Here is a 24,145-nt window from a genome sequence, read left to right on the forward strand (position 1 = left end):
TGCTGCCGAAATTCGACTAGCCTGACAGCCGGTGAAGACAGGCCGGCGAAGACAGGCCGACAACGACAAGGGGTGTGATGATGAGCGGACATGGCTATGACAGCGGGCGACTGAACCTGCCTTTTGTGGGGCTGTGCAGCTTTGGCAAAAATCCCTATCAACCGGACTGGGACTCCATCGACGCCGATTTCGCCATTCTCGGCGCGCCATTCGATTTCGGGACACAGTTTCGGGCCGGCGCGCGGTTTGGCCCGCGCGGCATCCGCGAGGCCTCGACCCTGTTCTCGTTCGGTCATGCCGGTGCCTATGACCACGAGGATGATGTGACCTATCTCGAGACCGACAAGGTGCGGATCGTCGATATCGGCGATGCTGACATCGTCCATACCGACACCATCAAGAGCCACGCCAATATCGAACAGGGTGTGCGCGCCATCCTCAGGGCCGGCGCGGTGCCGATCGTTCTTGGCGGCGACCATTCGGTGAACATTCCCTGCATCAATGCCTTTTCCGACCAGGAACCGTTCCATCTGGTGCAGATCGACGCGCATCTGGATTTTGTCGATGAACGTCACGGCGTTCGCTATGGGCATGGCAACCCGATGCGCCGCGCCGCCGAAAAGCCCTATGTAACCGGCCTGTCGCAGATCGGCATCCGCAATGTGTCATCGACGGCCCGCGACGGCTATGAGGATGCCCGCGCCATGGGGTCCGACATCCAGTCGGTGCGCCAGCTCCGCGCGATGGGGGTGGATGCCATGCTGGCCCGCATTCCTGAAGGCGCGCGCTATTACATCACCATCGATATCGACGGGTTCGACCCGTCCATCGCGCCTGGCACCGGCACGCCCTCGCATGGCGGGTTCCTGTATTATGAGGTGCTGGAGCTTCTGGACGGGCTGACGAAGCGCGGCACCGTCATCGGGGTGGACCTTGTCGAGGTGGCACCGGATTACGACCCGACCGGCAGCACGACAACATTGGCGGCACAACTGCTGCTGAACCTGATTGGCCGCATCGCCCATAACAGGTGAGGGGTCTGGCCATCACCACCGCATGATCATGTCATCCGTTCCGGACAGGACGGTGGTGATGGGTTCGGCCCCGTCATCGGTGATGGTCGGGATGTCGTGATCGCGCGATAATCGCCAGTCCCGGCCTTGCAGTCAGGTGAACTTGATCAACTGGCCGACATACAAGTTCAACTCCAGGGACGTATAAACGAATTGAATACACCCCTGGGTTGTTTGACAAAAATGATAACTGCAACTAGATCCAAGTTATTATTTTCCTGAAAGAATTCATCCTCAAATAATCCAATTTTATGAATGTTTCTATCTTGGCTTTTTTTGAAGCCGTTGTGTGAAAACATCTTGAAATCCAGGGAGATGAACAATGGATAGCATCGAGATCAAGGTCGATTTTTTCTCATCGGAAGATGACTCTGATTGGCTCGCCGTGAGCAGGCAGGAGCCAAGGTTTTTCCTGTTCGACAAATCGGAAGAGGATTTGGTCGAGCAGGTTAAGCGCGCGCTGGATTTCTACGCCCAGAATCTGGAAACGATAAATTCCAAGGTTCGTGCCCGTGAGAATTCTGTGCCGAATTTGAAATCACTCAAAGCTGTTTCAAATGTCGAGTTTGCGAAATTGGTTAGAAAGACTGCGTTGATTGATTCTGCACACAGAATCCAGATCAATGCCGTTTCGTAGAGTTGATCCAAGTCGGTTTGAGCATTTGCCGTTATTTGGTTATGAGATTCTGGTCCAAAACGACGAGTTCATCGTTGTCCACAGCTTTGAGCGTGACATCGAGATCATTCCTCTCTCTTGCCCGTTCTTCTGGTTTGAAGATGGGCAAGAGGCGGATCAGTTGAATTAACTGTTTATCCCCCACCCCACAGCACGACAACACTGGCCGCGCAGCGGCTGCAAACACCACATTTCCCCCAATGCGGATAGCGCCAAATCCCTGCTGCAATCCATCGTCACAACGCTTTGATTGGTCTGAAATTCCGGTGCCGGAACTGTCCATGCAGAAATCGCTTGCGCGCGATTCAATTTATTGAAAGAAGGATGCAGTGTCAGTTGGAGGAAAGACCATGTCTACTATCGTCAACAGCTGGAATGAGTGGGATCCGCTGAAGCATGTGATCGTCGGCCGCGCGGATGACTGCCATATTCCGCCCGAGGAGCCGGCGCTTGATGCGAAGGTTCCAGAGGATAGTGACATGCGCGGCCAGTGGGGCAGGCGCCCGCAGGAAACCATCGACCGGGCGAATGAGCTGCTTGATAATTTTGCCGATATGCTGGCAAAGCGCGGTGTGAAAGTTGACCGGCCAACCCCCATCGATTTCTCGCAACCGGTGACAACGCCGGACTTCAACACCGGCAGCCAGTTTGGCTGCATGCCGCCACGCGATGTGCTGTTGACGGTCGGCAACGAAATACTCGAGGCAACGATGTCCTATCGGTGCCGGTGGTTCGAATATCTGTGCTACCGGCCACTGATGCAGAGATATTGGGAAGAGGATCCGAATTTCAAACATGAAGCGGCACCAAAGCCGCGTTTGACCGACGCGGATTACCACAGCAACTATCTGTCCGAGAAGATCGGGGTGCAGCAGCGCCTTGAATGGGCCGAGCAGAAACATTTCGTCACGACCGAGGAAGAGCCGCTTTTCGACGCTGCGGATGTCCTTCGCTTTGGCAAGGATTTGGTGGTGCAGCACGGCTTTACAACGAATCTGCGGGGCATTGAATGGCTGCGCCGGCATTTTCCGGACCACCGGGTTCATGCGGTGAATTTCCCGGGCGATCCCTATCCAATCCATATCGACGCCACCTTTACACCGTTGCGTCCGGGGCTGATCCTGAACAACCCGCATCGTCCGCTGCCACAGGATCAACGCAAATTGTTCACCGCGAATGATTGGGAAATTGTTGAAGCGGCACAGCCGGCACACAACGCCCCGCCGCCACTTTGCTATTCATCGGTTTGGTTGAGCATGAACGTTCTTGTTCTTGATCAGAAGACGGTTTGTGTCGAAAAATCAGAGGTTTATCAGGCCGAACAGATGGACAAGCTGGGGATGGAGGTCGTTGAGGTTGATCTTCGCGATGCCTACGCCTTTGGTGGCGGGCTGCATTGCTGTACCGCCGATGTGTATCGCGAGGGTGGCAAGGAAGATTATTTCCCAAACCAGTAATCGATGTTCCGGCTGCCGATCATGTCCGCAGGGACTGAGGTCTTGTTTGCGCCTTATCCCACGATCATTTCATCTGTTCCGAACGGGAAGTTGGTGATGTTCTCGGCCCCGTCCTCGGTGATGATCAGGATGTCGTGTTCGCGATAGCCGCCGGCGCCGGCCTCGCCCTCTGGCAGCATGATCATAGGTTCCATCGACACCACCATGCCGGGTTCCAGAACAGTATCGATATCCTCGCGAAGCTCGACCGACGCCTCGCGCCCGTAATAGTGGCACAGCACGCCGAATGAATGGCCATAGCCGAAGGAGCGGTATTTCAGCAGGTCCCAGTCGGCATACATCCTGTTCAGCTCGCTCGCCACATCACAGCAGCGCACGCCAGGCTTCAGAAGTTCCATGCCGCGGATATGCACCTCGCAGTTCTTCAGCCACAGGTCGCGATGGGCATTCGAGGCATGGCCACAGAACAGCGTGCGTTCCAGCGCGGTGTAATAGCCGAACATCATCGGAAATGTGTTCAGCGACAGGATATCGCCATCCTCGACCACCTTGTTGGTCACCGGATTGTGCGCGCCATCTGTGTTGATCCCCGACTGGAACCAGGTCCATGTATCCATCAGCTCGACATGGGGAAAGCTGTCGGCAATGGCGCGGACCATCGCGCTGGTCGAGGCAAGCGCGATTTCATGTTCCGGCACGCCGGCCTTGACCGCGCCCATCAACGCCCGGCCACCAACGGCGCACATATCGGCACCCTTGCGGATCAGCACATGTTCCTCGGCGCTCTTGATGGTGCGAAGCGCCATCGCCGACGCCGCACAGTCGACAAGCTCAACCCCCGGAAAATGCGTTTCCAGCAGCATCTTCAGATCAAGGCTGACCTCGTCGAATTCCACGCCAAGCCGTTTCACGTTCGGCAGCAGGTCTTTCAGCGCGGTGAAATAGCTGTCGCGGCGCCAGTCGGTATAGGTGACATTGTCGCCGACCGAACGACGCCAGGGCTGGCCGCCGTCGATCGCTGCCGACACGGTGGTCACGCCATCGGCGTTCAGCACCGCACCATAGCGGCGTCCGAACTTACAATAGAGGAAGCCGGAGAAATAGCAGATATTGTGATAGGAGGTGAACAGGCAGGCGTCGATTCCGGCAGCATCCATGCGGGCCTGCATCGCGTCCCGGCGGCGTGTCATTTCAGCGTCGGAAAAAGGAGAAAAGGTCTTTTCGCCATTGTGCCAGCGGGTCACGTGAATCAGATCATCAGCGGCCATGGTCAACTCCCTGTGTGGTATGCTGGCTGCGGGTTTGCATAGAATCCGAGTAGACAGTTTCAGCAGCCCCGTCAACTCCTCTTGCGCTGTGTTGTCACGCCACAAAAGCAGCAGAACCGAGGGTGGTCTGGCCAGAAGACTCTTGCCTTGCCCGCCATGCCCGTGCTTTCCTTTTCGCCGTGTACCCAAGACGTTTTATCAAAAGGCTATAGACTGCATATGCTTGACGGTAGCAACCCGTTCGTTCGGTTCCGAAATGTTCAGAAGAGCTATGACGGCGAAACGCTGGTCGTGAAGAATCTGAACCTTGATATCGAGGCCGGTGAATTTGTCACCATGCTCGGCCCGTCCGGGTCGGGGAAAACAACCTGCCTGATGATGCTGGCCGGATTCGAGACCGCGACGCATGGCGAGATCGAGCTTGGTGGCAAGCCGATCAACAACATTCCGCCGCACAAGCGCGGCATCGGCATGGTGTTCCAGAACTATGCGCTGTTTCCGCATATGACGGTGGCCGAGAACCTGTCCTTTCCGCTGAAGGTGCGTAAATTGTCGGCAGGCGAGGTCCAGGACAAGGTGGCGCGCGCGCTGGACATGGTGCAGATGCGCGCCTTTGCCGACCGCAAGCCGGCACAGCTGTCCGGCGGCCAGCAGCAGCGTATCGCGCTGGCCCGTGCGCTGGTGTTCGAGCCCGAGCTGGTGCTGATGGACGAACCGCTTGGGGCGCTCGACAAACAGCTTCGCGAGCATATGCAGTACGAGATCAAGCATATTCACGAAAATCTGGGCGTCACCGTTGTCTATGTGACGCATGACCAGTCCGAGGCGCTGACAATGTCAAACCGGATCGCCGTGTTCGATGACGGGGTGATCCAGCAGCTTGATGATCCGGTTACGCTGTATGAAAAGCCGGAAAATTCCTTTGTTGCCCAGTTCATTGGCGAGAACAACACGCTGGGTGGTCGCGTCGAATCGCTGTCAAAGGATGTGGCGTCGGTAACGCTTGATTCCGGTGACAAGGTCAAGGCGCTGGCGGTGAATGTCGACGGCAAGTCCAGCCGCACCAGCCTGTCGATCAGGCCGGAGCGCTGTGTGGTGTCCCACAAGAAGGTTGCCGGCCTCAGCATGCTGAAGGGCCGGATCCAGGAACTGATCTATCTCGGTGATCACATCCGCTGCCGGATGACGGTCGCCGGCAATGATGAATTTATCGTCAAGGTGCCGAATACGGCGGACCATCTTGGTCTGGAAATCGGCACCGAATCCTATGTCGGATGGCAGACGGATGACTGCCGTGCGCTGGACTTCAAGGAAGGCTGAGGCTTGGGATTGACAGAGGAATTTGGCCGTTAAGGCCGAATAGCCCGCTATAGCCATGCTCGGCGGGTTCAAGGAAGAAGCGTGATGGCACGCTTCAGAGTTCAACAGGGAGAGACAGAAAATGTCTGCAATTACCAAGACATTCTTCGCTGCCGCCGCGTTGACGGCCCTGACTGCGGGCAACGCGATCGCAGCGGACATGACCATCGTGTCATGGGGTGGTGCCTATTCGGCATCGCAGCAAAATGCCTACCATGACCCCTACATGGCCGCGAATCCTGGCGTCAATATCATCAATGATGACAGCTCGGCTGAAGCTGTTGCCAAGCTTCGCGCCATGGCCGAGGCCGGGAATACGACCTGGGATGTGGTTGACGTTGTCGCGTCTGACGCGATGCGCCTTTGCGACGAAGGCCTTGCCATGGAAATCGACCATGACAGCCAGCTTGCAGCGGCACCTGACGGCACACCGGCATCCAAGGATTTCGGCGACCTGATCGTTTCCGAATGCTTCATTCCACAAATCGTGTATTCGACCACTTTCGGCTTCCGTTCCGACGTTGCCGAGTGGGGTGGCAAAGAGCCGGATGACATCTGTGACGTGTTCGATCTGAAAACCTTCCCGGGCAAGCGCTCGCTGGAAAAGCGTCCGATCAACAACATGGAATGGGCACTTCTGTGCTCGGGTGTTGCCAAGGCAGACGTCTATGACGTTCTGGAAACCGAGGCAGGTCAGGCCAAGGCGCTTGCCAAGCTTGACACCATCAAGGACCAGACAATCTGGTGGTCGGCTGGTGCCGACACCCCGCAGCTTCTTGCTGACGGCGAGGTTGTCATCGGTTCAACCTATAATGGCCGCCTGTTCGCGCTGATCGAAGAGCAGAAGCAGCCTGTAAAGATGCTCTGGGACGCCCAGGTGTTCGACCTTGACGGCTGGATCATTCCGGCCGGCCTGTCCGACGAGCGCAAGAAGGCCGCTATGGAATACATCTATTTCGCAACTGATACCCAGCGTCTTGCTGATCAGGCGAAATACATTTCCTATGGTCCTGCACGTGCATCGTCCGCACCGCTGGTTGGCAAGCATGCCTCCCTCGGTATCGACATGGCGCCTCATATGCCGACCGATCCGAACAACGCCAAGAATACGTTCCTCTACAACTATTCCTGGTGGGCGGATTATCGCGACGATCTGGATGCAAAATTCCAGGCGTGGCTGGCACAGTAGGAAGCTGACGGTGGTGACGGCAACGTCGCCACGTTCGGCATGAACAAGACAGGCACGTCCATTCCGGTGGCCGTGCCTGTCACAGTTTTTTCCGTTTTGTCGCCGCTGGTGACAGATTTCTGGTTTCCGTACGATCCGGGACGAATAGATGACTGAACGAACACAGCCACTTCTTGCCGCTGATGGGACGCCGCTCAAACGCTCGATCCAGCGGTCGCTGCGTCGGCAGAAAATAGAGGCGTTCCTTCTGGTCGCCCCGCTGCTTGCCTTTGTTCTTGTGACCTTTGTCGCGCCGATCGCCGATATGCTGTTCCGCTCGGTAGAGAACCAGATCGTCGCGCAGACGCTTCCCGAAACCGCCGAGGCTCTCAAGGCATGGGATCCCGAACGCAGCGAGGTGCCGGGCGAAGCGGTATTTGCGGCGCTGGCAGCCGACATGAAGACAGCGGTGAAGAACAAGACACATACCCGTCTTGGATCGCGCCTGAATTACGAAAAAACCGGTGTTGCCTCGCTGTTCCGCAAGTCCGGCCGCCGGATCAAGAAATGGGATCTTGCCGAAGACGCGCCGTTCAAGGAAAAATTCCTCGATCTGGACAAGAAATGGGGCGATCCCGAGCTTTGGCAGCTTTTGAAGCTGTATTCACCGGCCTACACGTCGGGCTATTTCCTGAACGCCGTCGATCTGAAACAGACCCCGGCCGGGTTTGAGCCGCGCGCGGAATCCGAACAGATCTACATCCTGCTGTTCCAGCGGACCCTGTTCATGAGCCTTGCGATCACGCTGATGTGCTTGCTTTTGGGGTACCCGGTGGCATTCCTGCTGTCGCATCTGCCGACGCGTACCTCCAATCTGCTGATGATCCTTGTGCTGTTGCCATTCTGGACCTCGCTTCTTGTCCGGACCTCGGCATGGAAGGTGTTGCTGCAGCAGGAAGGCGTCATCAATGATATTCTGGTAACCATCGGGTTCCTCGGCGATGCCGACAGGCTGCAGCTGATCAACAACCAGACAGGCACGATTGTGGCGATGACCCACATCCTGCTGCCCTTCATGATTCTGCCGCTCTATTCGGTGATGCGAACGATCCCGCCATCCTATGTCCGCGCGGCGAAATCGCTTGGGGCAAATGATCTGACCGCCTTTGCCAAGGTCTATTTCCCACAATCGGTTCCGGGAATTGGCGCTGGCAGCATTCTGGTCTTCATTCTGGCGATTGGCTATTACATTACCCCGGAGCTGGTTGGCGGCACGACCGGTACCTTTATTTCGAACCGGATCGCCTATCATATTTCCAGCTCTTTGAACTGGGGTCTTGCGGCGGCGCTTGGCAGCATCCTGCTGGTTGCGGTGCTGGTGCTGTACTACGCCTATGACCGCATTGTCGGCATCGACAATGTAAAGCTGGGATAGGAGCCGCGCGATGAGTCTTCCCGTTTGTGCGACCCCCCTGCAACGCGCCTGGTATTACGGCTTCCGGGTGATCTGTGGATTGATTTTCTTTTTCCTGATCGCCCCCATCCTGGTGATCATTCCGTTGTCGTTCAACGCTCAGGATTTCTTTACCTTCACCAAGGAAATGCTGAATTTCGACCCGGCGGGCTACTCGCTCAAGCATTACCGGGATTTCTTCACAAATTCCGACTGGCAGATTGCGGTTCGCAATTCCTTCAAGATTGCGCCGGCGGCAACCCTTCTGTCCGTCGCCTTTGGAACGCTTGCCGCCATCGGCCTCAGCCAGCCACATGTGCCGTTCCGCAGGGCCATCATGGCGATCCTCATCTCGCCGATGATCGTGCCACTGATCATTTCGGCTGCCGGCATGTATTTCTTCTATTCGCGGATCGGGCTTCAGGGCCAGTATATCGGCGTGGTGCTGGCCCATGCGGCGCTTGGCATCCCCTTTGTGATCATCACCGTGACGGCGACATTGGTGGGTTTTGACAAATCCCTTGTGCGTGCCTCGGCCAATCTTGGTGCCGGGCCGATGACCACATTTTTCAAGATCCAGATGCCGTTGATCCTGCCGGGTGTTGTTTCCGGCGGCCTGTTTGCCTTCATCACCTCCTTTGACGAGGTTGTGGTTGTTCTTTTCGTCGGATCGGCGGGTCAGAAAACCCTGCCGTGGCAGATGTTCACCGGCCTTCGCGAACAGATCAGCCCGACCATTCTGGCAGTCGCCACCATTCTGGTGGCTATTTCAATCGCTCTGCTGACGACGGTTGAATTGCTGCGTCGCCGGTCTGAACGGTTGCGTGGCGTAACCCCATCGTGACACGACTCTGGAACAGCCCACATTTCACCCTGATAATGGCGACGATGATGTGGGCCGGCCACACCATTGCCGCCAGATTATCGGTTGGCGAGATGTCACCAATGGTGATGATGGGGCTGCGCTGGTTTGCGTGTCTGGCCATTCTGGCCTTCATCTTCAGGCGTCAGATGCGTGCCGAATGGCCGCGTGTTCGTGAACGGCTTGGCTGGGCGGTGCTGATGGGCGGCGGCGGGATGGCCGGCTTCACCTTCTTTTTCATCCTTGCCGCACAGCATACCAGCGCGGTCAATCTCGGCATCACACAAAGCGCCATTCCCGCCATTGTGATGCTGCTTGGCCTTGCCGTCTTCGGCACCCGGATCGGTGCCATGCAGCTTGTCGGGCTTGTTGTGTCCTTTGTCGGGGTGGCGGTGCTTGTCACCAAGGGGTCGCTGGCGGTGCTGCTGGCGATGCGCTTCAATCACGGCGATCTTCTGATGTTGCTGGCCTGTGTGTGCTATGCTGCCTACACGGTCGGGCTGAGCCGCCGCCTCGAGATGCCACCGGCATTGTTGCTGGCCTTCTTCTCGATTCCGGCTTCCCTTGTCTTTGCGGTCTCGATGGGTGTTGAATATTGGACTGGCACGATGCAGATGCCGGGCACCAAGGGGCTTGCGATCGTCGCCTATTGTGCGATTTTCCCGTCGATGCTGGCACAGATTTGTTTTATGCGGGGGGTTGAACTTGCCGGTGCCAATCGGGCAGGTTTCTATCTGAACCTGATACCGGTCTTCGGGGCGTTGATGGCGGTGTTCATTCTGTCCGAGAGGCTTTATTCTTTTCACGCGGTTTCGGCTGTTATGGTGCTTGGCGGGATCTATCTTGCCGAACGCCATAAATCAGCCGCCGCGTCTGGCGCCAGCTGAACTGGCAGACATTTGGGGACAACAGCATGCAGAATATGCGCAATTTCTACATTGACGGGGCCTGGGTTGCACCGCGTGACGGGACGGATTTTCCGGTCTACAACCCGGCGACAGAAGAGGTCTATGCCACCATTTCGCTAGGCGGGGCGGCTGATGCCGAAGCGGCGATCTCTGCCGCCCGGAAAGCCTTTGGCAGCTGGTCGATGACCACTCCGGCCGAGCGCGGCGAGGTGCTGCGCGCCATTCTTGCGGTGTATGAAAAGCATGCCGCTGACATGGCAGAAGCCATTTCAAACGAAATGGGTGCCCCCATAGACATGGCGCTCAGCGACCAGGCGGCATCGGGAACAGGCCATCTGAAGGCCTTCATCCGCGCCCTTGATGCCTTTGAATGGCAGCATCCCCTGCGCCCCGGCGTCGAGGGACAGGATCTTGTGTATGAGCCAGCCGGCGTGGCCGGGTTGATCACACCGTGGAACTGGCCAATGAACCAGGTTGCGCTGAAAGTCGGTGCCGCGCTTGCCGCCGGTTGCACGATGGTGCTGAAGCCATCGGAAATCGCGCCGATGTCCAGCATTCTGTTCAGCGAGATCATGCACGAGGCCGGTGTGCCGGCTGGTGTCTACAATATGGTCAATGGCGATGGCGTCGGGGTTGGCAGCATCCTGTCGTCACATCCGGGGATCGATGTTATTTCCTTTACCGGGTCGACCCGTGCCGGAATCCTGATCAGCAAGGCTGCCGCCGACACGGTAAAGACCGTTTCGCTGGAACTTGGTGGCAAATCACCGAACCTTGTCTTCGCCGATACCGATATCGATGCGGCGGTGGCGCGTGGAGCCAGCTTCTGTTTTGCCAATACCGGCCAGTCCTGTAACGCGGCAACGCGGATGTTTGTCGAACGGTCTGCCTATGACCGCGCCGTCGAAGTGGCCCAGGCCACGGCTGAAGCCACAAAGGTGGATCTTCCCAGCAAGGCGGGCGGCCATATCGGGCCGCTGGTCTCGCAGGTGCAGTTTGAAAAGGTCCAAAAGCTTATCCAGACCGGCATTGATGAAGGGGCGCGCCTTGTCGCCGGGGGAACCGGTCGCCCTGAAGGGCTGAACCGCGGCTGGTTTGCCCGCCCGACGGTGTTTGCCGATGCGACCCCCGACATGACGATCATGCGCGAGGAGATTTTCGGACCCGTTCTGGCGATGATGCCGTTCGACAGCGAGGATGAGGTAATCGAGCTTGCCAATGACACGCCTTACGGTCTTGCCGCCTATATCCAGACCGACAGCGCCGAACGGGCGCGCAGGGTGGCGGCGCGTCTTCGTGCCGGCATGATTCAGGTAAATGGGGCCAGCCGCATATCCGGTGCGCCTTTTGGCGGCTACAAGCAATCCGGGGTTGGACGCGAAGGCGGTGCCTGGGGGATCGAGGAATTTCTCGAGATCAAGACGATCAGCGGCATCATCGGCTAGCAGGTGGCATCACTGGATGGGGGATGATGGCAACACCGACGACCCGACCGGCAATGGCGAGGGTGAAACACTCCTCGCCGGGGCCTATGCGCTGCAGACACCCGATCAGCATGTCAGCTATTACCGGGATTTTGCGGCGCAGTATGACAGCGCCTTTGCCGATGGGCTTGGCTATGTCTATCCGCTTGCCATTGCCGCTGCCCTGTCCGATTTGACCAGGCCGCCGGGTCGCATTCTTGACATCGGCTGTGGCACGGGTCTGGTTGCCAGCGCCATCCATGATCGCCAGCCAGAAGCCGTTCTCGACGGTGTTGATATCTCGCCGGAGATGATTGAAAAAGCCGGCGAGAAAGACGCCTATGATTCCTTGTTCGTCGCTGATCTGACCCAGGATTTCAGCCATCTTCCGACAGGCTATGCGGCGATTGTCAGCGCCGGCACCTTCACACATGGGCATCTTGGCCCGGAACCGCTTGCAGGTCTTGTCGACCATTGCCTGTCCGGCGCGGTGGCGGCGCTTGGTGTCAACAGCGTGCATTTCGCAGCGCATGGATTTCAGCAAAGCCTGGATGGTCTGCTGGCGCGGGGCCGGATCACCGTGCCACAGCTTCGCGAAGTGCCGATCTATGACGGGCGCGATGCCGCACACGCCGATGATACGGCCTTTGTGCTGACGTTCTATGTCGCCTGATCATCCTCGCCGACAAGTGTCATCGCCTGGCCGTTGAAGATCTCGACGTCCGGCAGGCTGCGGATATCCACACCTTCGATACAGCCGATATTATAGCCGAATTCGGGCCGTGACCTGCGCCAGTGATGGGTGTAGATGCCACATGTCCTGCAGAAGTAATGCCGCGCCGTTTTGGTATTCCATTGATACAGGCCAAGATTGTCCTCGCCGGACACAAGCCTGAACTGGTCCTTGTCGGCTGTACACATGATCGCGCCCTTGCGCCGACAGATCGAGCAGTCGCAGCGGCGAAAATCACGGATAGGTCCGTGAATTTCGAATTTTATCGCGCCGCAGTGGCATGATCCTTTCTGGATTTCGTCTGACGGGTTTGCGCTGTTCGGTGGTGTCATGACCTGTGTCCCCTGCTGCCATATCCGGTGAGTGTGGCGCAGGCCCCGCCGACAGGCAATGACTATATGTTTTGATCCCGGGCTTTAACCCTGGGCTTTGACTCTACGCTTTTCGGGGGCTGTGTTTCCTGATATGGCGGGGTCTGCAATCGTCAACCCGATCCGTGATGAGGTGTGCCATGTCAGGCTGGATGCAGCGCCCATTTGTTGCCGTCGGGCTTCTGGCGCTTGGCATGGGCATCATTCCTCTCAATGATGCGTTCATAAAGTTGATGAGTGACCATCTCCCGCTGGCCGAGATCGCGCTCGTCCGCGGCATTCTGGCTTTTGCCCTGATGGTGGTGTTCGCCCGCGGTCTGTCGGTGATCAGGGCGTTGCCTGCCAGTGTTTTCTGGCAGTTCTTCGGGCGGGGCATGTGTCTTGTGCTGTCGATGACGTTGTATTTCGTGCCGCTTGGCACGCTGCCGCTCCCGACTGTGATCTCGATCTTCTTTGTCTCGCCGCTGTTGATCACGCTGCTGTCCGTGCCGCTCCTTGGCGAGACCATTGGCGTGCATCGGGTTCTTTCGGTCTGTCTTGGCCTGTGCGGGGTCTTGTTGATCATCCGGCCGGGAACCGAAGATTTTCGTATCGAGTCTGTCATAGTTTTTGGCGCGGCGCTGTCCTATGCGCTGTTCCAGATCTGGACGCGGCGTCTGAAGGGAACCGGCAGCCTGGCGGCGATGGTCACGGTCCAGCAGATCTGTTACGTCACCGCCGCGGTGCCGATGCTGGCGTTCAATATGATCTGGCCACGACCCGTGTCCGACAATATCTCGCTTGATTTCATGCTTCGTGCCCCGGCGATACCAACCGGGCAGGACATGCTGTTCCTTGGTTTCTGCACTCTGGCAGTGCTGTTCCTGTCAGTGGTGTCGTCGAATGCCTACCGGTCTGTCGAGGCTTCGATCATCGCGCCGTTCGAATATACGGCCATCCCGTTTGCCGTAATCTGGGGAATCCTGATCTGGGATGAATGGCCCGATGCGCTCAGCTGGGGTGGCATGGCGATGATCCTTATTGGCGGCTTCTACACCATCTATCGCGAGCGGGAACGTGATGTCGAGGTGATGACAGGCGTGCCAATGCCGGCTTCGGCCTCTGCGGCGCAGACAGTTGACGATGACCCGCAAACCGGCCAGAGGCGTGATCCGCCCGGCCTCTAGCTGTCACCGCCCTGCCAGACACCCTTGTCCCGAAGTGAATCTGCCACTTCGCGCGGCATGTAGGTCTCGTCATGTTTGGCCAGAACATTGCTGGCGATCAGCGCGCCGTTGGTGATCTGGCCTTCGGCCACAACACCCTGTCCTTCACGAAACAGGCTTGGCAACGCGCCGTCAAAGCTGACGGTGATTTCCGCTGTGCCATCGGTGACGACAAACTGTGACTCCAGCCCATCTATGCTGACACTGCCATCCTTGACCAGACCACCCAGCCGAACCGGACGTCCCTCGATGTCTGCAGGGATCTCGGACGGGGTGTAGAAAAAGACGATGTTCTCGCGCAGGGCGCTCAGAACGAGCGCAACCGCGCCCGCGAGAAGGATCGCAATGACACCAATCCCCAGAAGGCGGCGCTGTTTTGGCGTGAGGCTGTTTGTGGGTGACTCCATTTGCCGTTAGTTAGCGTCACCTTTGATGTTACGCAAGGGCAACCGTGCCCTGTGACGTCATGGCGCGTCTAATTTCGGTGCCGGCTTCGTCTTCGGGTTGCAAGACGGCGCGGCGTCATCTATCTCCATTGGGGGTTCTCAACAATGTTCTCGGGATAGGTAATGAGTGTATTCAAAAACGCGGTGACCGTCGGCATGGCACTGCTGGGTTGTGTGTTGTTTGTCGCGGCGCCGGCGCAGGCGGGCGATGTCGAGGCTGGTGCCAAGGTGTTCAAGAAATGCAAGGCCTGCCATTATGTGGATCAGGAAAAGAACAAGACTGGTCCACATCTGGTAAACATCATCGGGCGCGCTGCCGGGTCTATCGAGGGCTATAAATATTCCAAGGCTATGGCGGGGTCCGGGATTGTCTGGGACGAGGCCACGCTGACCGAGTATCTCCGTGCGCCAAAGAAATATGTCAAAGGCACGAAAATGGCGTTTCGCGGTCTGCAGAAGGATGACGACCTGGCCAATATCATTGCCTATCTGAAGGCACCCAACTAGGGTCGAACCCAGCCGGTCCGGCAAAGCTAAGAATGTGAAGGTGCTGTCATGGATCCAATGATGAAGTATCCGCGGCTCCGCGATCTGGAGCCTGCCGCGCGCCGTCGTATTCCGCCCTTCATCTTTGCCTATCTGGATTCCGGCACCGGCCATGATGTGACAAAGGCTGCCAATAGCGAGTTTTATGAGAGCCTGACACTGACACCTCAGTTCCTGCGGGGCCGGGTCGACCCTGATCTGTCTGTCCAGCTTTTTGGAAAGACCTACAAGGCACCGTTTGGTGTCGCGCCCATCGGACTGGCCTCGACGGTCTGGCCCGGTGCCGAACAAATTCTTGCCAGATCGGCACAGGCCCACGGCTTTCCCTACACGCTGAGTACGGTCGCGGGAGACTCGATCGAGCGGGTGGCCAAGGTTGGCGGTGATATGGCCTGGTTCCAGCTCTATCCACCGCGGGACCGTGATATCTGTTTCGATCTGATGCAGCGGGCGCAGGATTCCGGTGTCGATACATTGGTGGTTACGGCCGATGTGCCGGCTCCAAGCCGCCGCGAGCGCATGCGCATTGCCGGGGCACCGCTCGGCAGCCGTGGAAACTCGATGTACAGCCCGTCAATCCTGCTGCAGGCGGCAAGCCGTCCAAACTGGGCCCTGCGGATGCTGTTCAATGGCGGGCCGCGGTTCCGCAACATGGAACCCTATGCAGACAGGGACAAGACGCTGCCGATCACCAAATTCATCGGCGCGCAGCTCAATGGCACGCTTGACTGGGACTATCTTGACGCTATCCGCGACAAATGGCCGGGCAAGCTGTTGCTGAAGGGCATTCTGCATGGTCAGGATGCCGAACGTGCCATGCGCCAGGGCTGTGACGGGCTGGTAATTTCCAATCATGGCGGTCGTCAGCTTGATGCCGCGCCGCATCCGCTTCACCAGCTGCCTCATATCCGCTCTGTTGTTGGCAACAAGGTGCCGCTGATCGTTGACAGCGGCATTCGCTCCGGACTTGACGTCGCCAAGGCGCTGGCATCCGGTGCCGATTTTGTGCTGATTGGGCGCGCCTTCATGTATGCGGTGGCGGCACTGGGGGACAAGGGCGGTGAACATGCCGCTGCCATCCTGTTTGAAGAGATGCGTGATGTAATGGCGCAGCTTGGTGTCAAGGATATTGCCGGCCTGTCCGAGGTGGCAGTCACCCGAACCGGTGGCTGAGGCCGGCAACCGAACCACGATAGCGGAAACGACTGACAATATGCCCAGGATGATACAAGGCCCTGCAATCCTTGCTTTCATCGCCGGTCTTCTGATGCTGATGACCGCGCCTGTCGCCGCGATGGACGGTCTGAAAACAACCGAAATCCAGATACGCGCCACCGTTCCCGGGATGACGGCAACCGGCGGCTATCTGACGATCCACAATGATACCGGCGAGGCGGACAGGTTGCTTGGCGTGGCGGCGGATTTTGCCGCCAAGGCCGAAATTCACACCATGCTTCACGAGAACGGGGTGATGAAGATGCGGGCCCTGCCGGACGGGATCGAGATTCCCGCTGGCGGTATGGTCAGGCTGGCGCCCGGCGGGGTGCATCTGATGCTGATGGGATTGAACCGGACACTGGAGCCGGGCCAGAGGCTGGAAGTGGAATTGACCTTCGCCTCCGGCCGGATCCTGCGTCTGCCAGCCGATGTCAAACGTCCAGGAGAGATTTCGTTCGATGACGTCGAGATGTCAGCCGGGCACTCGCATTCGCAAAATCATTCACAGGGTCATTCGGGAAACTAGAGCCCGTACCGGCCAATCAGGCCGGCATCAGAAGATTCCCGCGTCCAGACCGGCAGCCATGCCGAGGGCCAGTTCCTCGACCTCGCCGGGGAACGCCTGTGACCAGTCTCCGTGCAGGATCAGCGGCGCTGCCACAAAGCGCCACCGCTGTGCGCCGACAATGCCTTCAAGCGCACGTTTTGTCGCGGTGCCATCAAGGCCCGCCCGAATATAGATGCCGACGGCAAGCCCTTCGGTCTGTCCGAGCCAGTCATTATAGCAGCGGTCGAACATGTCCTTTGTCGCGCCCGCCATATAGCCGATATTCTCGGTTGTCCCCAGCAGCATCCCGTCACTGGCCATCAGGTCATCTGTGGTGACATCAAAGGGCGACAAAAGTCGCACCGACACATCCCCGGCATCTGTATGGCTGGCGCCGCGCCGGGCCGCTTCGGCCAGCGCGATGGTGTTGGGGGACGGGGCGTGCGCGATGATCAGCAGTGATTTCGACATGGCGATTGATTTCTCCGGCCGCTATAGTCGCCGAAACGGTGAACATGGTGCAAGTGCCGAGGGGCGAATGGCGACATTGATTGCGCGTGACGAGCTTGATTCCCTGCTGGCAGGACTGGATGGGTGGAGCCTGTCGCAGGATGGCGCCGCCATTGAAAAAACATACAGCTTCAAGGGGTTCAACAGCGCGTTTGGCTTTATGACGCGGGTGGCGATGGCCGCTGAACGCGCCAACCATCACCCCGAATGGTCGAATATCTACAATCGTGTCACGATCCGCTGGACAACGCATTCGCTTGGCGGGGTGTCGGACCTCGATCTGAAGCTTGCCGGGTCCTGTGATCGCTTTGCCGGTGACTAGTCCGACCTAGTAGAAAAGCCAGTCAAGGCACCACAGAGAGGCAAGGCCGGTGGCGATGGTTGCCAGAACCGATCTTGTGAACAGTGCTACAGTTACCGCGACCACAGCTGCAGGAAGCCGGGCATTGCCGGCAAGTACCAGCCCGCCATCGGGCGCTACGATGACCGCCGGCACAATAATCGCCGTCAGCACCGCGATCGGGACGAAGCCGAGCGCGTCCTGAAGCCAGACTGGAAGCTGGCGTGGCGCAATATCGGAAAACATCACAAACCGTGTTGCGAAGGTGAAAATCCCGCAGGCAATCATCACCAGCCAGATCATGCCTTTGCCTCACGATTACTGTATCGATGCGTGAGATAGCCGGCAGCGATGCCGCCAATGGCGGCCAGGATAATCCAGCTTTTCCAGGGCAGCGGCTGGCCAGCCACGGCAATGAAGCCGGCTGTCAGGCATGCGGCGAGATCGGCGCGTTTCCTGATGGCCGGCGCCACCAGCGCGATAAAGGTCAGCGGAATGGCGAATCCAAGCGACCATGATTGCGGGATTGTCGATCCGAACATGACGCCGGTGACAGTGGTGATCTGCCAGCACAGCCACAGGGTCATGCCGGTACCGAGAAGATGATAATGCTGATGCGGTGATGCCGGCTCGTTGCAAAGCCGGTGAATCGTCACCGCATAGGCCTCATCCGTCAGCAGATAGGCGAGTGGAATCCGCCAGACCAGAGGCAGACTGCGAAGATAGGGGGCGATCGAGGCGCTGTAGAGCGCGTGGCGCAGATTGATCACCGAAACCGATGCACCGACGACAGGCGACGGCACACCCGCACCCCACAGTTGGGCGAATACCACCTGGCTGGCACCGCCAAACACAATTGATGACAGCAGAATGGTCTGCAATGGCGACAGCCCGCTTGCCAGCCCCAGCACGCCAAAGACCAGCCCGAAAGGTGCCACGCCAAGCTGCAGCGGCAGTTCCTGCCGGACGCCTGTCCAGAATTCCTGGCTGCGTGTCGAGATGGCTGGTGGGGGGGCGGAAGACATTGGCATCTTTGATTATTGGCGACAGCGACCTGCCTATCACGCAGGTGGCGAGAAGGACAAGCGGCTTGTGTCGTGTCAAAGTGCAGTCAGCGCTTGCGCCGGTTGGCAAACTGCGCGACACAGGGGCAGCCCTAACCCCAACAGCCAAAAAGCGCTCGTCATGTTACTCAACGTTCCCGTGTCGGTTGGCGAAGTCGTCGACAAGGTCACCATTCTGGAAATCAAGTCGGACCGGATCACCGACCCGGACAAGCTGAAGAACATAGTGGCGGAGCTGGAATCGCTTCGCCCGCTTGTCAGTGGCGGGGTCTTCGACGGTGAGGAAATGGTCGGGCTGACCGATGCGCTCCGCGAGGTCAATAGCACGCTGTGGGATATCGAAGACAATATCCGCGCCGAGGAGGCCGCAGAGCGCTTTGGTGCCAGATTCATCGAACTGGCGCGGGCTGTCTATGTCACGAATGACCGTCGGGCCGAATTGAAGAAGAAAATAAACCTCGCCACCGGCTCGGAACTTGTCGAAGAGAAGTCGTACGAGGATTATTCAGGCGCGGGGTGAGGCCGGGCAATCCCGGTCACGTCGCAGGGCCAGCCTTGTCGATCAGTTTGTTTCGGTCAACCAGGTCAAATCGGGATTTTGCAGATCGATACCGGGTCGGCGCCGCGCGTCGCCGGCAAGTCGAGCTTTTGTCGTTCTGACCATGGTCGAAAAGGACAGGCGCTTGGTCAGCGAGTCCCGTTTGCGGTTTACACTCCGCATGAACCTGTCATGCAGCCGGTCCCGGTCCCATTGTGGTTTCTTGCCGGAATAGCCGATTGTCGATTCATGGCCGTCCTCGCTGACAATCGAGGGGGTGAGGACAAGCGTTCTCAATCCATGCTCCCACCACCTGTTCATAAGCACATCAACTTCGAAGATGCCGGGCAACGACACCTCCAGTAACCGTTCGGCGGCCGCGCGGCTGACAACATATCCAACCGCACCAATGCTGGCATAACGGGTGATGGACAGCGCATGCGTCGATGAAATACGCGCGGCATCCACAAGCGGCCGTCCGGCCGTGTTGTGCAGATTGATCAGATCAAACCGGCCTTTCAGGGCGGCGATACGGGGCAGAACCTCAATGGCTTCGGGTGCCAGTTCGGCATCATCCTCGAGAATGATCGCGGCATCGAGATGAGCGTCGCGGATCTGTGCCCAGGCCGCGCGGTGGCTCATCAGACAGCCAAGTGCCCCGTTGGAAAACGGCGCACCAAGATGACGCCTGCGCTGGTCTGAAATCAGGTCGTGCCGCTGGTCTGGCGGTATGTCGCCGCCGCGAATGGCATCGATGAACTCGAATTCCAGCCCGAGTGCGGCCATACGCTGTGTCATGGCGCGTCTGCGGCTGGTCGACGTCCTGAGCGAAATTACATAGATCGGCAACACAACAGCACACACCACGGATAACGCTGACATTAAGACTTTATTAACAATATGTACTTAACCTGATTTACCGCACCGGGTCGAGTGGCTTTGCCGGCGCAGTCACATCCGGGGTGAGGGGGTTGATATCGATGCGGTCCCGGTCTTGCCAGTCATGAATGGATCGGTTAAGGCCTTGTGCAACCTATCCAACCGTATTTTTCCCTTGCCTGTGGAGGGCAGCCATGGACGCGCCATTTCTGTTTGTCGACAAGGTGGAAACCGCTGGACGTCGCTGTCTTGTCAGGCTTGATCTCAACGTGCCGCTCGCCGACGGAAAGGTGACCGATGATACACGTATCCGGCGGATTCTTCCCGGGCTTGACGCACTTCGCAAATCCGGGGCCAGACTTGTGCTTCTGACCCATCTTGGCCGTCCAAAGGGCAGGGTGGCACCGGAATTCTCGGTGGCACCGGTGGCCGCGCATCTGGCAGCACTGCTCGGCTGTCCTGTCCCGGTCGAACCAGACCTGCTTGGCCAGGGTGGACGTGATGCCGTTGCCGCGCTGGCCGATGGTGACGTGGTGATGATGGAAAATCTCCGCTTTCATGCAGGCGAAGAGGCCAATGATCCGGCTTTTGCGGCGGCGCTTGCCGAACTTGGCGATATCTATGTTGGTGATGCCTTTTCCTGCACCCACCGCGCGCATGCGTCTGTGGATGCCTTGCCGCGCATGATGTCGGTGGCAACGGCAGGCCGGGCACTTGGCGAGGAATTGTCGGCGCTGCATGCTGCGCTGGCCTCGCCGGTGCGGCCCGTGGCAGCGATTGTCGGCGGGGCAAAGGTGTCGACAAAGCTTCAGGTGCTGGAGAATCTGATCACCAGAGTCGACCGTCTGGTGCTTGGTGGCGGGATGGCCAATACGTTTCTGCTGGCGGCTGGCCTGGATGTGGGGGCGTCGCTTGTCGAGGCGGATATGGTCGACACCGCGCGCGCCATATCCGACAAGGCGGCGGCGCATGGCTGCCATATCGATCTGCCGGTGGATTTTCTGGTCGCCACCGAACTGGCCAGTCAGGTTCCGCATCGCATTGCGATGCCGGGTGATCTGTCTGCCGATGACATGATCCTTGATGCCGGTCCGCAATCCGTGGATGCGATCATTGCCGGGTTGGCGGGATGCCGGACAGTGGTCTGGAATGGCCCGATGGGTGCGTTCGAGTTTCCGCCGTTCGACAGCGCCACCAATGCCGTTGCCAAGGCCGTTGCCGCCGCCACCAAAGCTGGTGAAACGCTGTCGGTCGCCGGGGGTGGTGACACGCTTGCCGCCCTTGCAAATGCGGGTGTCAGCGACCAGTTCTCATATGTGTCTACCGCAGGTGGTGCCTTTCTGGAATGGCTGGAAGGGCGCGAGCTGCCGGGCGTCGAGGCGCTTCGTCACAAAGCGTAAATAGAGATCATGCACAGAATATGAGGCTGCCATGCTGTTCGGAAATCCCTTCAAGGCACGAATGCCGTTGATGTCAGAGGCCTTGCCGGGTCGCAAGACCGCGGTCTGGGACGGTGCGCCGCATTGCGTTCTGGGAACGCCGACGATGGGACCGTTTGCGGAGCCCCTTCAGGAAATCCATCTGGGGCTGGGATGTTTCTGGGGTGCCGAACGTCTGTTCTGGAAGCTTGACGGCGTGTTCACGACGGCGGTTGGTTATGCTGGCGGGTTCACCCCGAACCCGACCTATGAGGAAGTATGCTCGGGGCGCACTGGCCATACCGAGGTGGTGTTGGTTGCCTATGATCCGGACAGGCTGCCGCTCAGCCGCATTCTGAAGACGTTCTTTGAAGAGCATGATCCCACGCAGGGCTATCGACAGGGAAATGACATCGGAACGCAGTATCGGTCGGCGATTTTCACAACGTCCGACCCGCAACTCGCTATCGCCCGTCAGATGGCCGACGAGTACGGGGCGGCGCTGGCGGCGCGCGGCCTTGGCGAGATCACAACCGAGATCGGCCCGGCAGGACCGTTCTATTACGCCGAGGATTATCACCAGCAATATCTTCACAAGGTGCCGAACGGCTATTGCGGCCTGAAAGGTACCGGGGTTGCCTGCGCCGGCTAGGTGTTTGTCAGCCTTTGTCGCAGACCCGGATTTCTGCATTGACGTCATCCGGGCACGATGCTAGATAACCTGCTCGTTGAATTTATCGCCCAAATTACCGTCCAATTTACTGCGTTGTGCCGGAGCCGAACATGAAAGTCGCTAGCTCGCTCAAAACTCTCAAGTCGCGTGATCGCAACTGTCAGGTCGTGCGTCGCCGTGGTCGCCTTTATGTGATCAACAAGCGCAACCCACGTCTGAAGGCGCGTCAGGGCTGAACCGTCCCCGCGACCCTTCGCGACAGGCAGTGTATGAATGACGGTCGGCTTTGCCGGCCGTTTTCTTTTGGATGAATGTGGTGCTGGGCGGTCGGTTTCCAGCCCTGATGCGGCAAATCACCTGCGTCATGGCGCTGACAGGTCGGTGCCATTACATGTATAGTGCATTACCCACACTGAAAGATGACGGACCCCGGCGATGTTGATGCCCGAACCAGACCAGACGGTGATTGACCGACGCGATGATATCTGCGGCGCGCTGCGGCGGATGCTTCCCAATGGATGCGTGGTCGATTCCACCGAAAGCATGAAGGCTTTCGATTCTGACGGCTTGTCGGCCTATCGGCAGGTGCCGCTGGCCGTTGTGCTTCCCGAGACCGTCGACCAGATTGCCGCTGTCATGAAATATTGCCATGAACAGGGGATCAAAATCGTGCCGCGTGGGGCCGGTACCTCGCTGTCGGGTGGGGCGCTGCCACTTGCCGATGCGGTTCTTCTTGGGCTTGGCAAGTTCAACCGCATTCTGGAGGTGGATTACGCAAATCGATGCGTTGTCGCGCAGCCTGGCGTGACCAACCTTGCCATCACCCATGCCGTGCAGGCGGACGGGTTCTATTATGCACCCGATCCATCAAGCCAGATTGCCTGTTCGGTTGGCGGCAATGTGGCCGAGAATTCAGGTGGTGTGCATTGTCTGAAATATGGGCTGACAACGAACAACCTTCTTGGTGTGGAAATCGTCACCATCGAGGGGGAGATTCTGCGGTTTGGCGGCAAACATCTTGATTCGGGTGATTACGACCTCCTCGGTGTGATGACAGGGTCGGAAGGCCTGCTTGGCGTTGTCAGCGAGGTGACGCTTCGAATCCTCCAGAAGCCTGCAACGGCACGAGCGCTGCTTGTCGGATTTGATGATACCGGTGATGCCGGTATGGCGGTCGGGGACGTTATCGGGGCGGGGATCATCCCCGCCGGCATGGAAATGATGGATGGTCTTGCCATCAATGCTGCCGAGGATTTTGCGAATGCCGGATATCCGCGTGAAGCGGCGGCGCTGCTGATCATCGAGCTTGATGGTCCCGAGGTTGAGGTTGACGCCCTGATCGACCGTGTCGAGACGATTGTACGTGCCGCCGGCGCGACATCCGTTCGCGTCAGCCAGTCCGAAGAGGAACGCAATCTGTTCTGGGCCGGACGCAAGTCGGCATTCCCGGCTGTTGGCCGGATATCGCCGGATTATCTGTGTATGGATGGCACCATTCCCCGGCGCCGTCTTCCCGACATGATGCGGCGCATGAATTCGCTGAGCCAGCAATATGGGCTGCGCGTTGCAAATGTATTCCATGCCGGCGACGGCAATCTTCATCCTTTGATCCTGTTCGACGCCAACCAGCCCGGAGAATTGGAACGGGCTGAGGAATTTGGCGCTGATATCCTTCGCAGCTGCGTTGAAATGGGTGGTGTGCTGACGGGCGAACATGGTGTCGGGGTTGAAAAACGCGACCTGATGAACATCCAGTTCACAGAAGATGACCTGAAACAGCAGCAGCGTCTGAAATGCGCCTTTGATCCGGGGCATCTTTTGAACCCCGGCAAGGTGTTCCCGAACCTTCATCGCTGTGCCGAACTGGGCCGGCTTCATGTCCACAAGGGCAAGTTACCGCATCCCGATCTGCCAAGATTCTAGTGTGCCGGATCCCGAAAACCGGGGCTGACTTGCAAAGGGCCATTGCC

28 protein-coding genes are annotated in these 24,145 nt (G+C 58.3%); 20 read left to right on the top strand and 8 right to left on the bottom strand.

The window, feature by feature from the left end; translation table 11 throughout:
- The first annotated feature begins 80 nt into the window (after nucleotides 1-80).
- Entirely contained in the window at nucleotides 81-1,034 is a 954-nt protein-coding gene (gene speB / locus AB3X55_00700) for an agmatinase (GenBank protein MEX0502096.1), read from the top strand.
- Nucleotides 1,035-1,395: 361 nt separating this feature from the next.
- Complete coding sequence (locus AB3X55_00705) at nucleotides 1,396-1,710, top strand: hypothetical protein (GenBank protein ID MEX0502097.1); 315 nt, start codon at nucleotides 1,396-1,398, stop codon at nucleotides 1,708-1,710.
- Nucleotides 1,711-1,741: 31 nt separating this feature from the next.
- On the opposite strand, the gene AB3X55_00710 is transcribed toward AB3X55_00705, so the two are convergent.
- Nucleotides 1,742-2,032, bottom strand: coding sequence for a hypothetical protein (locus AB3X55_00710; GenBank protein MEX0502098.1), 291 nt, complete (start codon nucleotides 2,030-2,032; stop codon nucleotides 1,742-1,744).
- A gap of 67 nt (nucleotides 2,033-2,099) precedes the next feature.
- On the opposite strand from AB3X55_00710, the gene AB3X55_00715 reads away from it, so the two are divergent.
- Nucleotides 2,100-3,206 (top strand): serine/threonine protein kinase, encoded by a 1,107-nt coding sequence (locus AB3X55_00715; protein ID MEX0502099.1) that lies wholly within the window; start codon nucleotides 2,100-2,102, stop codon nucleotides 3,204-3,206.
- Between the two features lie 53 nt (nucleotides 3,207-3,259).
- Here AB3X55_00715 and AB3X55_00720 read toward each other — a convergent pair whose 3' ends face one another.
- Nucleotides 3,260-4,474 carry an aminopeptidase P family protein gene (locus AB3X55_00720; GenBank protein ID MEX0502100.1) on the bottom strand — a complete coding sequence of 405 codons (1,215 nt, stop codon included), beginning with the start codon at nucleotides 4,472-4,474 and terminating at the stop codon, nucleotides 3,260-3,262.
- A 219-nt stretch (nucleotides 4,475-4,693) separates the two neighbouring features.
- On the opposite strand from AB3X55_00720, the gene AB3X55_00725 reads away from it, so the two are divergent.
- The 7 genes from AB3X55_00725 to AB3X55_00755 all read left to right on the top strand — a co-directional run bounded on the left by AB3X55_00725 (nucleotide 4,694) and on the right by AB3X55_00755 (nucleotide 12,360).
- Nucleotides 4,694-5,794 carry an ABC transporter ATP-binding protein gene (locus AB3X55_00725; GenBank protein ID MEX0502101.1) on the top strand — a complete coding sequence of 367 codons (1,101 nt, stop codon included), beginning with the start codon at nucleotides 4,694-4,696 and terminating at the stop codon, nucleotides 5,792-5,794.
- A gap of 121 nt (nucleotides 5,795-5,915) precedes the next feature.
- Nucleotides 5,916-7,022 (top strand): extracellular solute-binding protein, encoded by a 1,107-nt coding sequence (locus tag AB3X55_00730; GenBank protein MEX0502102.1) that lies wholly within the window; start codon nucleotides 5,916-5,918, stop codon nucleotides 7,020-7,022.
- 148 nt (nucleotides 7,023-7,170) lie between these two features.
- Nucleotides 7,171-8,436, top strand: a complete 1,266-nt coding sequence (locus tag AB3X55_00735) for an ABC transporter permease (protein MEX0502103.1) — start codon at nucleotides 7,171-7,173, stop codon at nucleotides 8,434-8,436.
- A 10-nt stretch (nucleotides 8,437-8,446) separates the two neighbouring features.
- Nucleotides 8,447-9,298: an ABC transporter permease gene (locus AB3X55_00740; protein MEX0502104.1), complete on the top strand. Its 852-nt coding sequence runs from the start codon at nucleotides 8,447-8,449 to the stop codon at nucleotides 9,296-9,298.
- The gene (locus tag AB3X55_00745) at nucleotides 9,295-10,203 is read left to right on the top strand and encodes a DMT family transporter (protein ID MEX0502105.1); all 909 of its coding nucleotides are present in this window, start codon (nucleotides 9,295-9,297) and stop codon (nucleotides 10,201-10,203) included. Before AB3X55_00740 ends, AB3X55_00745 begins: the two co-directional genes overlap by 4 nt.
- A gap of 26 nt (nucleotides 10,204-10,229) precedes the next feature.
- The gene (locus AB3X55_00750; GenBank protein MEX0502106.1) at nucleotides 10,230-11,669 is read left to right on the top strand and encodes an aldehyde dehydrogenase family protein; all 1,440 of its coding nucleotides are present in this window, start codon (nucleotides 10,230-10,232) and stop codon (nucleotides 11,667-11,669) included.
- A 16-nt stretch (nucleotides 11,670-11,685) separates the two neighbouring features.
- Complete coding sequence (locus AB3X55_00755) at nucleotides 11,686-12,360, top strand: class I SAM-dependent methyltransferase (GenBank protein MEX0502107.1); 675 nt, start codon at nucleotides 11,686-11,688, stop codon at nucleotides 12,358-12,360.
- Here the strand turns inward: AB3X55_00755 and AB3X55_00760 are convergent.
- Nucleotides 12,348-12,752 (bottom strand): GFA family protein, encoded by a 405-nt coding sequence (locus tag AB3X55_00760; protein ID MEX0502108.1) that lies wholly within the window; start codon nucleotides 12,750-12,752, stop codon nucleotides 12,348-12,350. The genes AB3X55_00755 and AB3X55_00760 overlap by 13 nt on opposite strands.
- Before the next feature lie 191 nt (nucleotides 12,753-12,943).
- Between AB3X55_00760 and AB3X55_00765 the strand changes: the two genes are divergently transcribed.
- Nucleotides 12,944-13,957 (top strand): DMT family transporter, encoded by a 1,014-nt coding sequence (locus AB3X55_00765; protein ID MEX0502109.1) that lies wholly within the window; start codon nucleotides 12,944-12,946, stop codon nucleotides 13,955-13,957.
- Here AB3X55_00765 and ccmE read toward each other — a convergent pair.
- On the bottom strand, nucleotides 13,954-14,403 hold the full coding sequence (ccmE, locus tag AB3X55_00770; protein MEX0502110.1) for a cytochrome c maturation protein CcmE: 450 nt from the start codon (nucleotides 14,401-14,403) through the stop codon (nucleotides 13,954-13,956). The genes AB3X55_00765 and ccmE overlap by 4 nt on opposite strands.
- A gap of 195 nt (nucleotides 14,404-14,598) precedes the next feature.
- On the opposite strand from ccmE, the gene AB3X55_00775 reads away from it, so the two are divergent.
- The 3 genes from AB3X55_00775 to AB3X55_00785 are packed head-to-tail and all read left to right on the top strand — an operon-like array spanning nucleotide 14,599 to nucleotide 16,732.
- Nucleotides 14,599-14,949 (top strand): cytochrome c family protein, encoded by a 351-nt coding sequence (locus AB3X55_00775; protein MEX0502111.1) that lies wholly within the window; start codon nucleotides 14,599-14,601, stop codon nucleotides 14,947-14,949.
- A gap of 57 nt (nucleotides 14,950-15,006) precedes the next feature.
- Nucleotides 15,007-16,161: an alpha-hydroxy acid oxidase gene (locus AB3X55_00780; GenBank protein MEX0502112.1), complete on the top strand. Its 1,155-nt coding sequence runs from the start codon at nucleotides 15,007-15,009 to the stop codon at nucleotides 16,159-16,161.
- Nucleotides 16,162-16,210: 49 nt separating this feature from the next.
- Nucleotides 16,211-16,732, top strand: a complete 522-nt coding sequence (locus tag AB3X55_00785; GenBank protein ID MEX0502113.1) for a copper chaperone PCu(A)C — start codon at nucleotides 16,211-16,213, stop codon at nucleotides 16,730-16,732.
- 27 nt (nucleotides 16,733-16,759) lie between these two features.
- On the opposite strand, the gene AB3X55_00790 is transcribed toward AB3X55_00785, so the two are convergent.
- Nucleotides 16,760-17,224 carry a flavodoxin family protein gene (locus tag AB3X55_00790; GenBank protein MEX0502114.1) on the bottom strand — a complete coding sequence of 155 codons (465 nt, stop codon included), beginning with the start codon at nucleotides 17,222-17,224 and terminating at the stop codon, nucleotides 16,760-16,762.
- On the opposite strand from AB3X55_00790, the gene AB3X55_00795 reads away from it, so the two are divergent.
- The gene (locus tag AB3X55_00795; protein ID MEX0502115.1) at nucleotides 17,202-17,585 is read left to right on the top strand and encodes a 4a-hydroxytetrahydrobiopterin dehydratase; all 384 of its coding nucleotides are present in this window, start codon (nucleotides 17,202-17,204) and stop codon (nucleotides 17,583-17,585) included. The genes AB3X55_00790 and AB3X55_00795 overlap by 23 nt on opposite strands.
- A gap of 6 nt (nucleotides 17,586-17,591) precedes the next feature.
- On the opposite strand, the gene AB3X55_00800 is transcribed toward AB3X55_00795, so the two are convergent.
- A complete protein-coding gene (locus tag AB3X55_00800) occupies nucleotides 17,592-17,906 on the bottom strand; it encodes an AzlD domain-containing protein (GenBank protein MEX0502116.1) in 315 nt (104 codons plus the stop codon).
- A complete protein-coding gene (locus tag AB3X55_00805) occupies nucleotides 17,903-18,628 on the bottom strand; it encodes an AzlC family ABC transporter permease (GenBank protein ID MEX0502117.1) in 726 nt (241 codons plus the stop codon). Before AB3X55_00805 ends, AB3X55_00800 begins: the two co-directional genes overlap by 4 nt.
- Before the next feature lie 160 nt (nucleotides 18,629-18,788).
- Between AB3X55_00805 and AB3X55_00810 the strand changes: the two genes are divergently transcribed.
- The gene (locus AB3X55_00810; GenBank protein MEX0502118.1) at nucleotides 18,789-19,187 is read left to right on the top strand and encodes a DUF6165 family protein; all 399 of its coding nucleotides are present in this window, start codon (nucleotides 18,789-18,791) and stop codon (nucleotides 19,185-19,187) included.
- Nucleotides 19,188-19,229: 42 nt separating this feature from the next.
- Here AB3X55_00810 and AB3X55_00815 read toward each other — a convergent pair whose 3' ends face one another.
- Nucleotides 19,230-20,087, bottom strand: coding sequence for a glycosyltransferase family 25 protein (locus AB3X55_00815; protein ID MEX0502119.1), 858 nt, complete (start codon nucleotides 20,085-20,087; stop codon nucleotides 19,230-19,232).
- A 191-nt stretch (nucleotides 20,088-20,278) separates the two neighbouring features.
- Here AB3X55_00815 and pgk point away from each other — a divergent pair, with 191 nt between their 5' ends.
- The 4 genes from pgk (at nucleotide 20,279) to AB3X55_00835 (ending at nucleotide 24,098) form a co-directional block, all read left to right on the top strand.
- Nucleotides 20,279-21,484, top strand: coding sequence for a phosphoglycerate kinase (gene pgk / locus AB3X55_00820; protein MEX0502120.1), 1,206 nt, complete (start codon nucleotides 20,279-20,281; stop codon nucleotides 21,482-21,484).
- Nucleotides 21,485-21,515: 31 nt separating this feature from the next.
- Nucleotides 21,516-22,154, top strand: a complete 639-nt coding sequence (gene msrA, locus AB3X55_00825) for a peptide-methionine (S)-S-oxide reductase MsrA (protein ID MEX0502121.1) — start codon at nucleotides 21,516-21,518, stop codon at nucleotides 22,152-22,154.
- A gap of 131 nt (nucleotides 22,155-22,285) precedes the next feature.
- On the top strand, nucleotides 22,286-22,411 hold the full coding sequence (gene ykgO, locus AB3X55_00830; GenBank protein MEX0502122.1) for a type B 50S ribosomal protein L36: 126 nt from the start codon (nucleotides 22,286-22,288) through the stop codon (nucleotides 22,409-22,411).
- A gap of 199 nt (nucleotides 22,412-22,610) precedes the next feature.
- Complete coding sequence (locus AB3X55_00835) at nucleotides 22,611-24,098, top strand: FAD-linked oxidase C-terminal domain-containing protein (GenBank protein ID MEX0502123.1); 1,488 nt, start codon at nucleotides 22,611-22,613, stop codon at nucleotides 24,096-24,098.
- The last annotated feature ends 47 nt before the right edge of the window (nucleotides 24,099-24,145 follow it).

Source organism: Alphaproteobacteria bacterium LSUCC0719 (genome assembly GCA_040839025.1).
In the GTDB taxonomy this organism is placed as follows: Bacteria; Pseudomonadota; Alphaproteobacteria; order Puniceispirillales; family Puniceispirillaceae; genus UBA8309.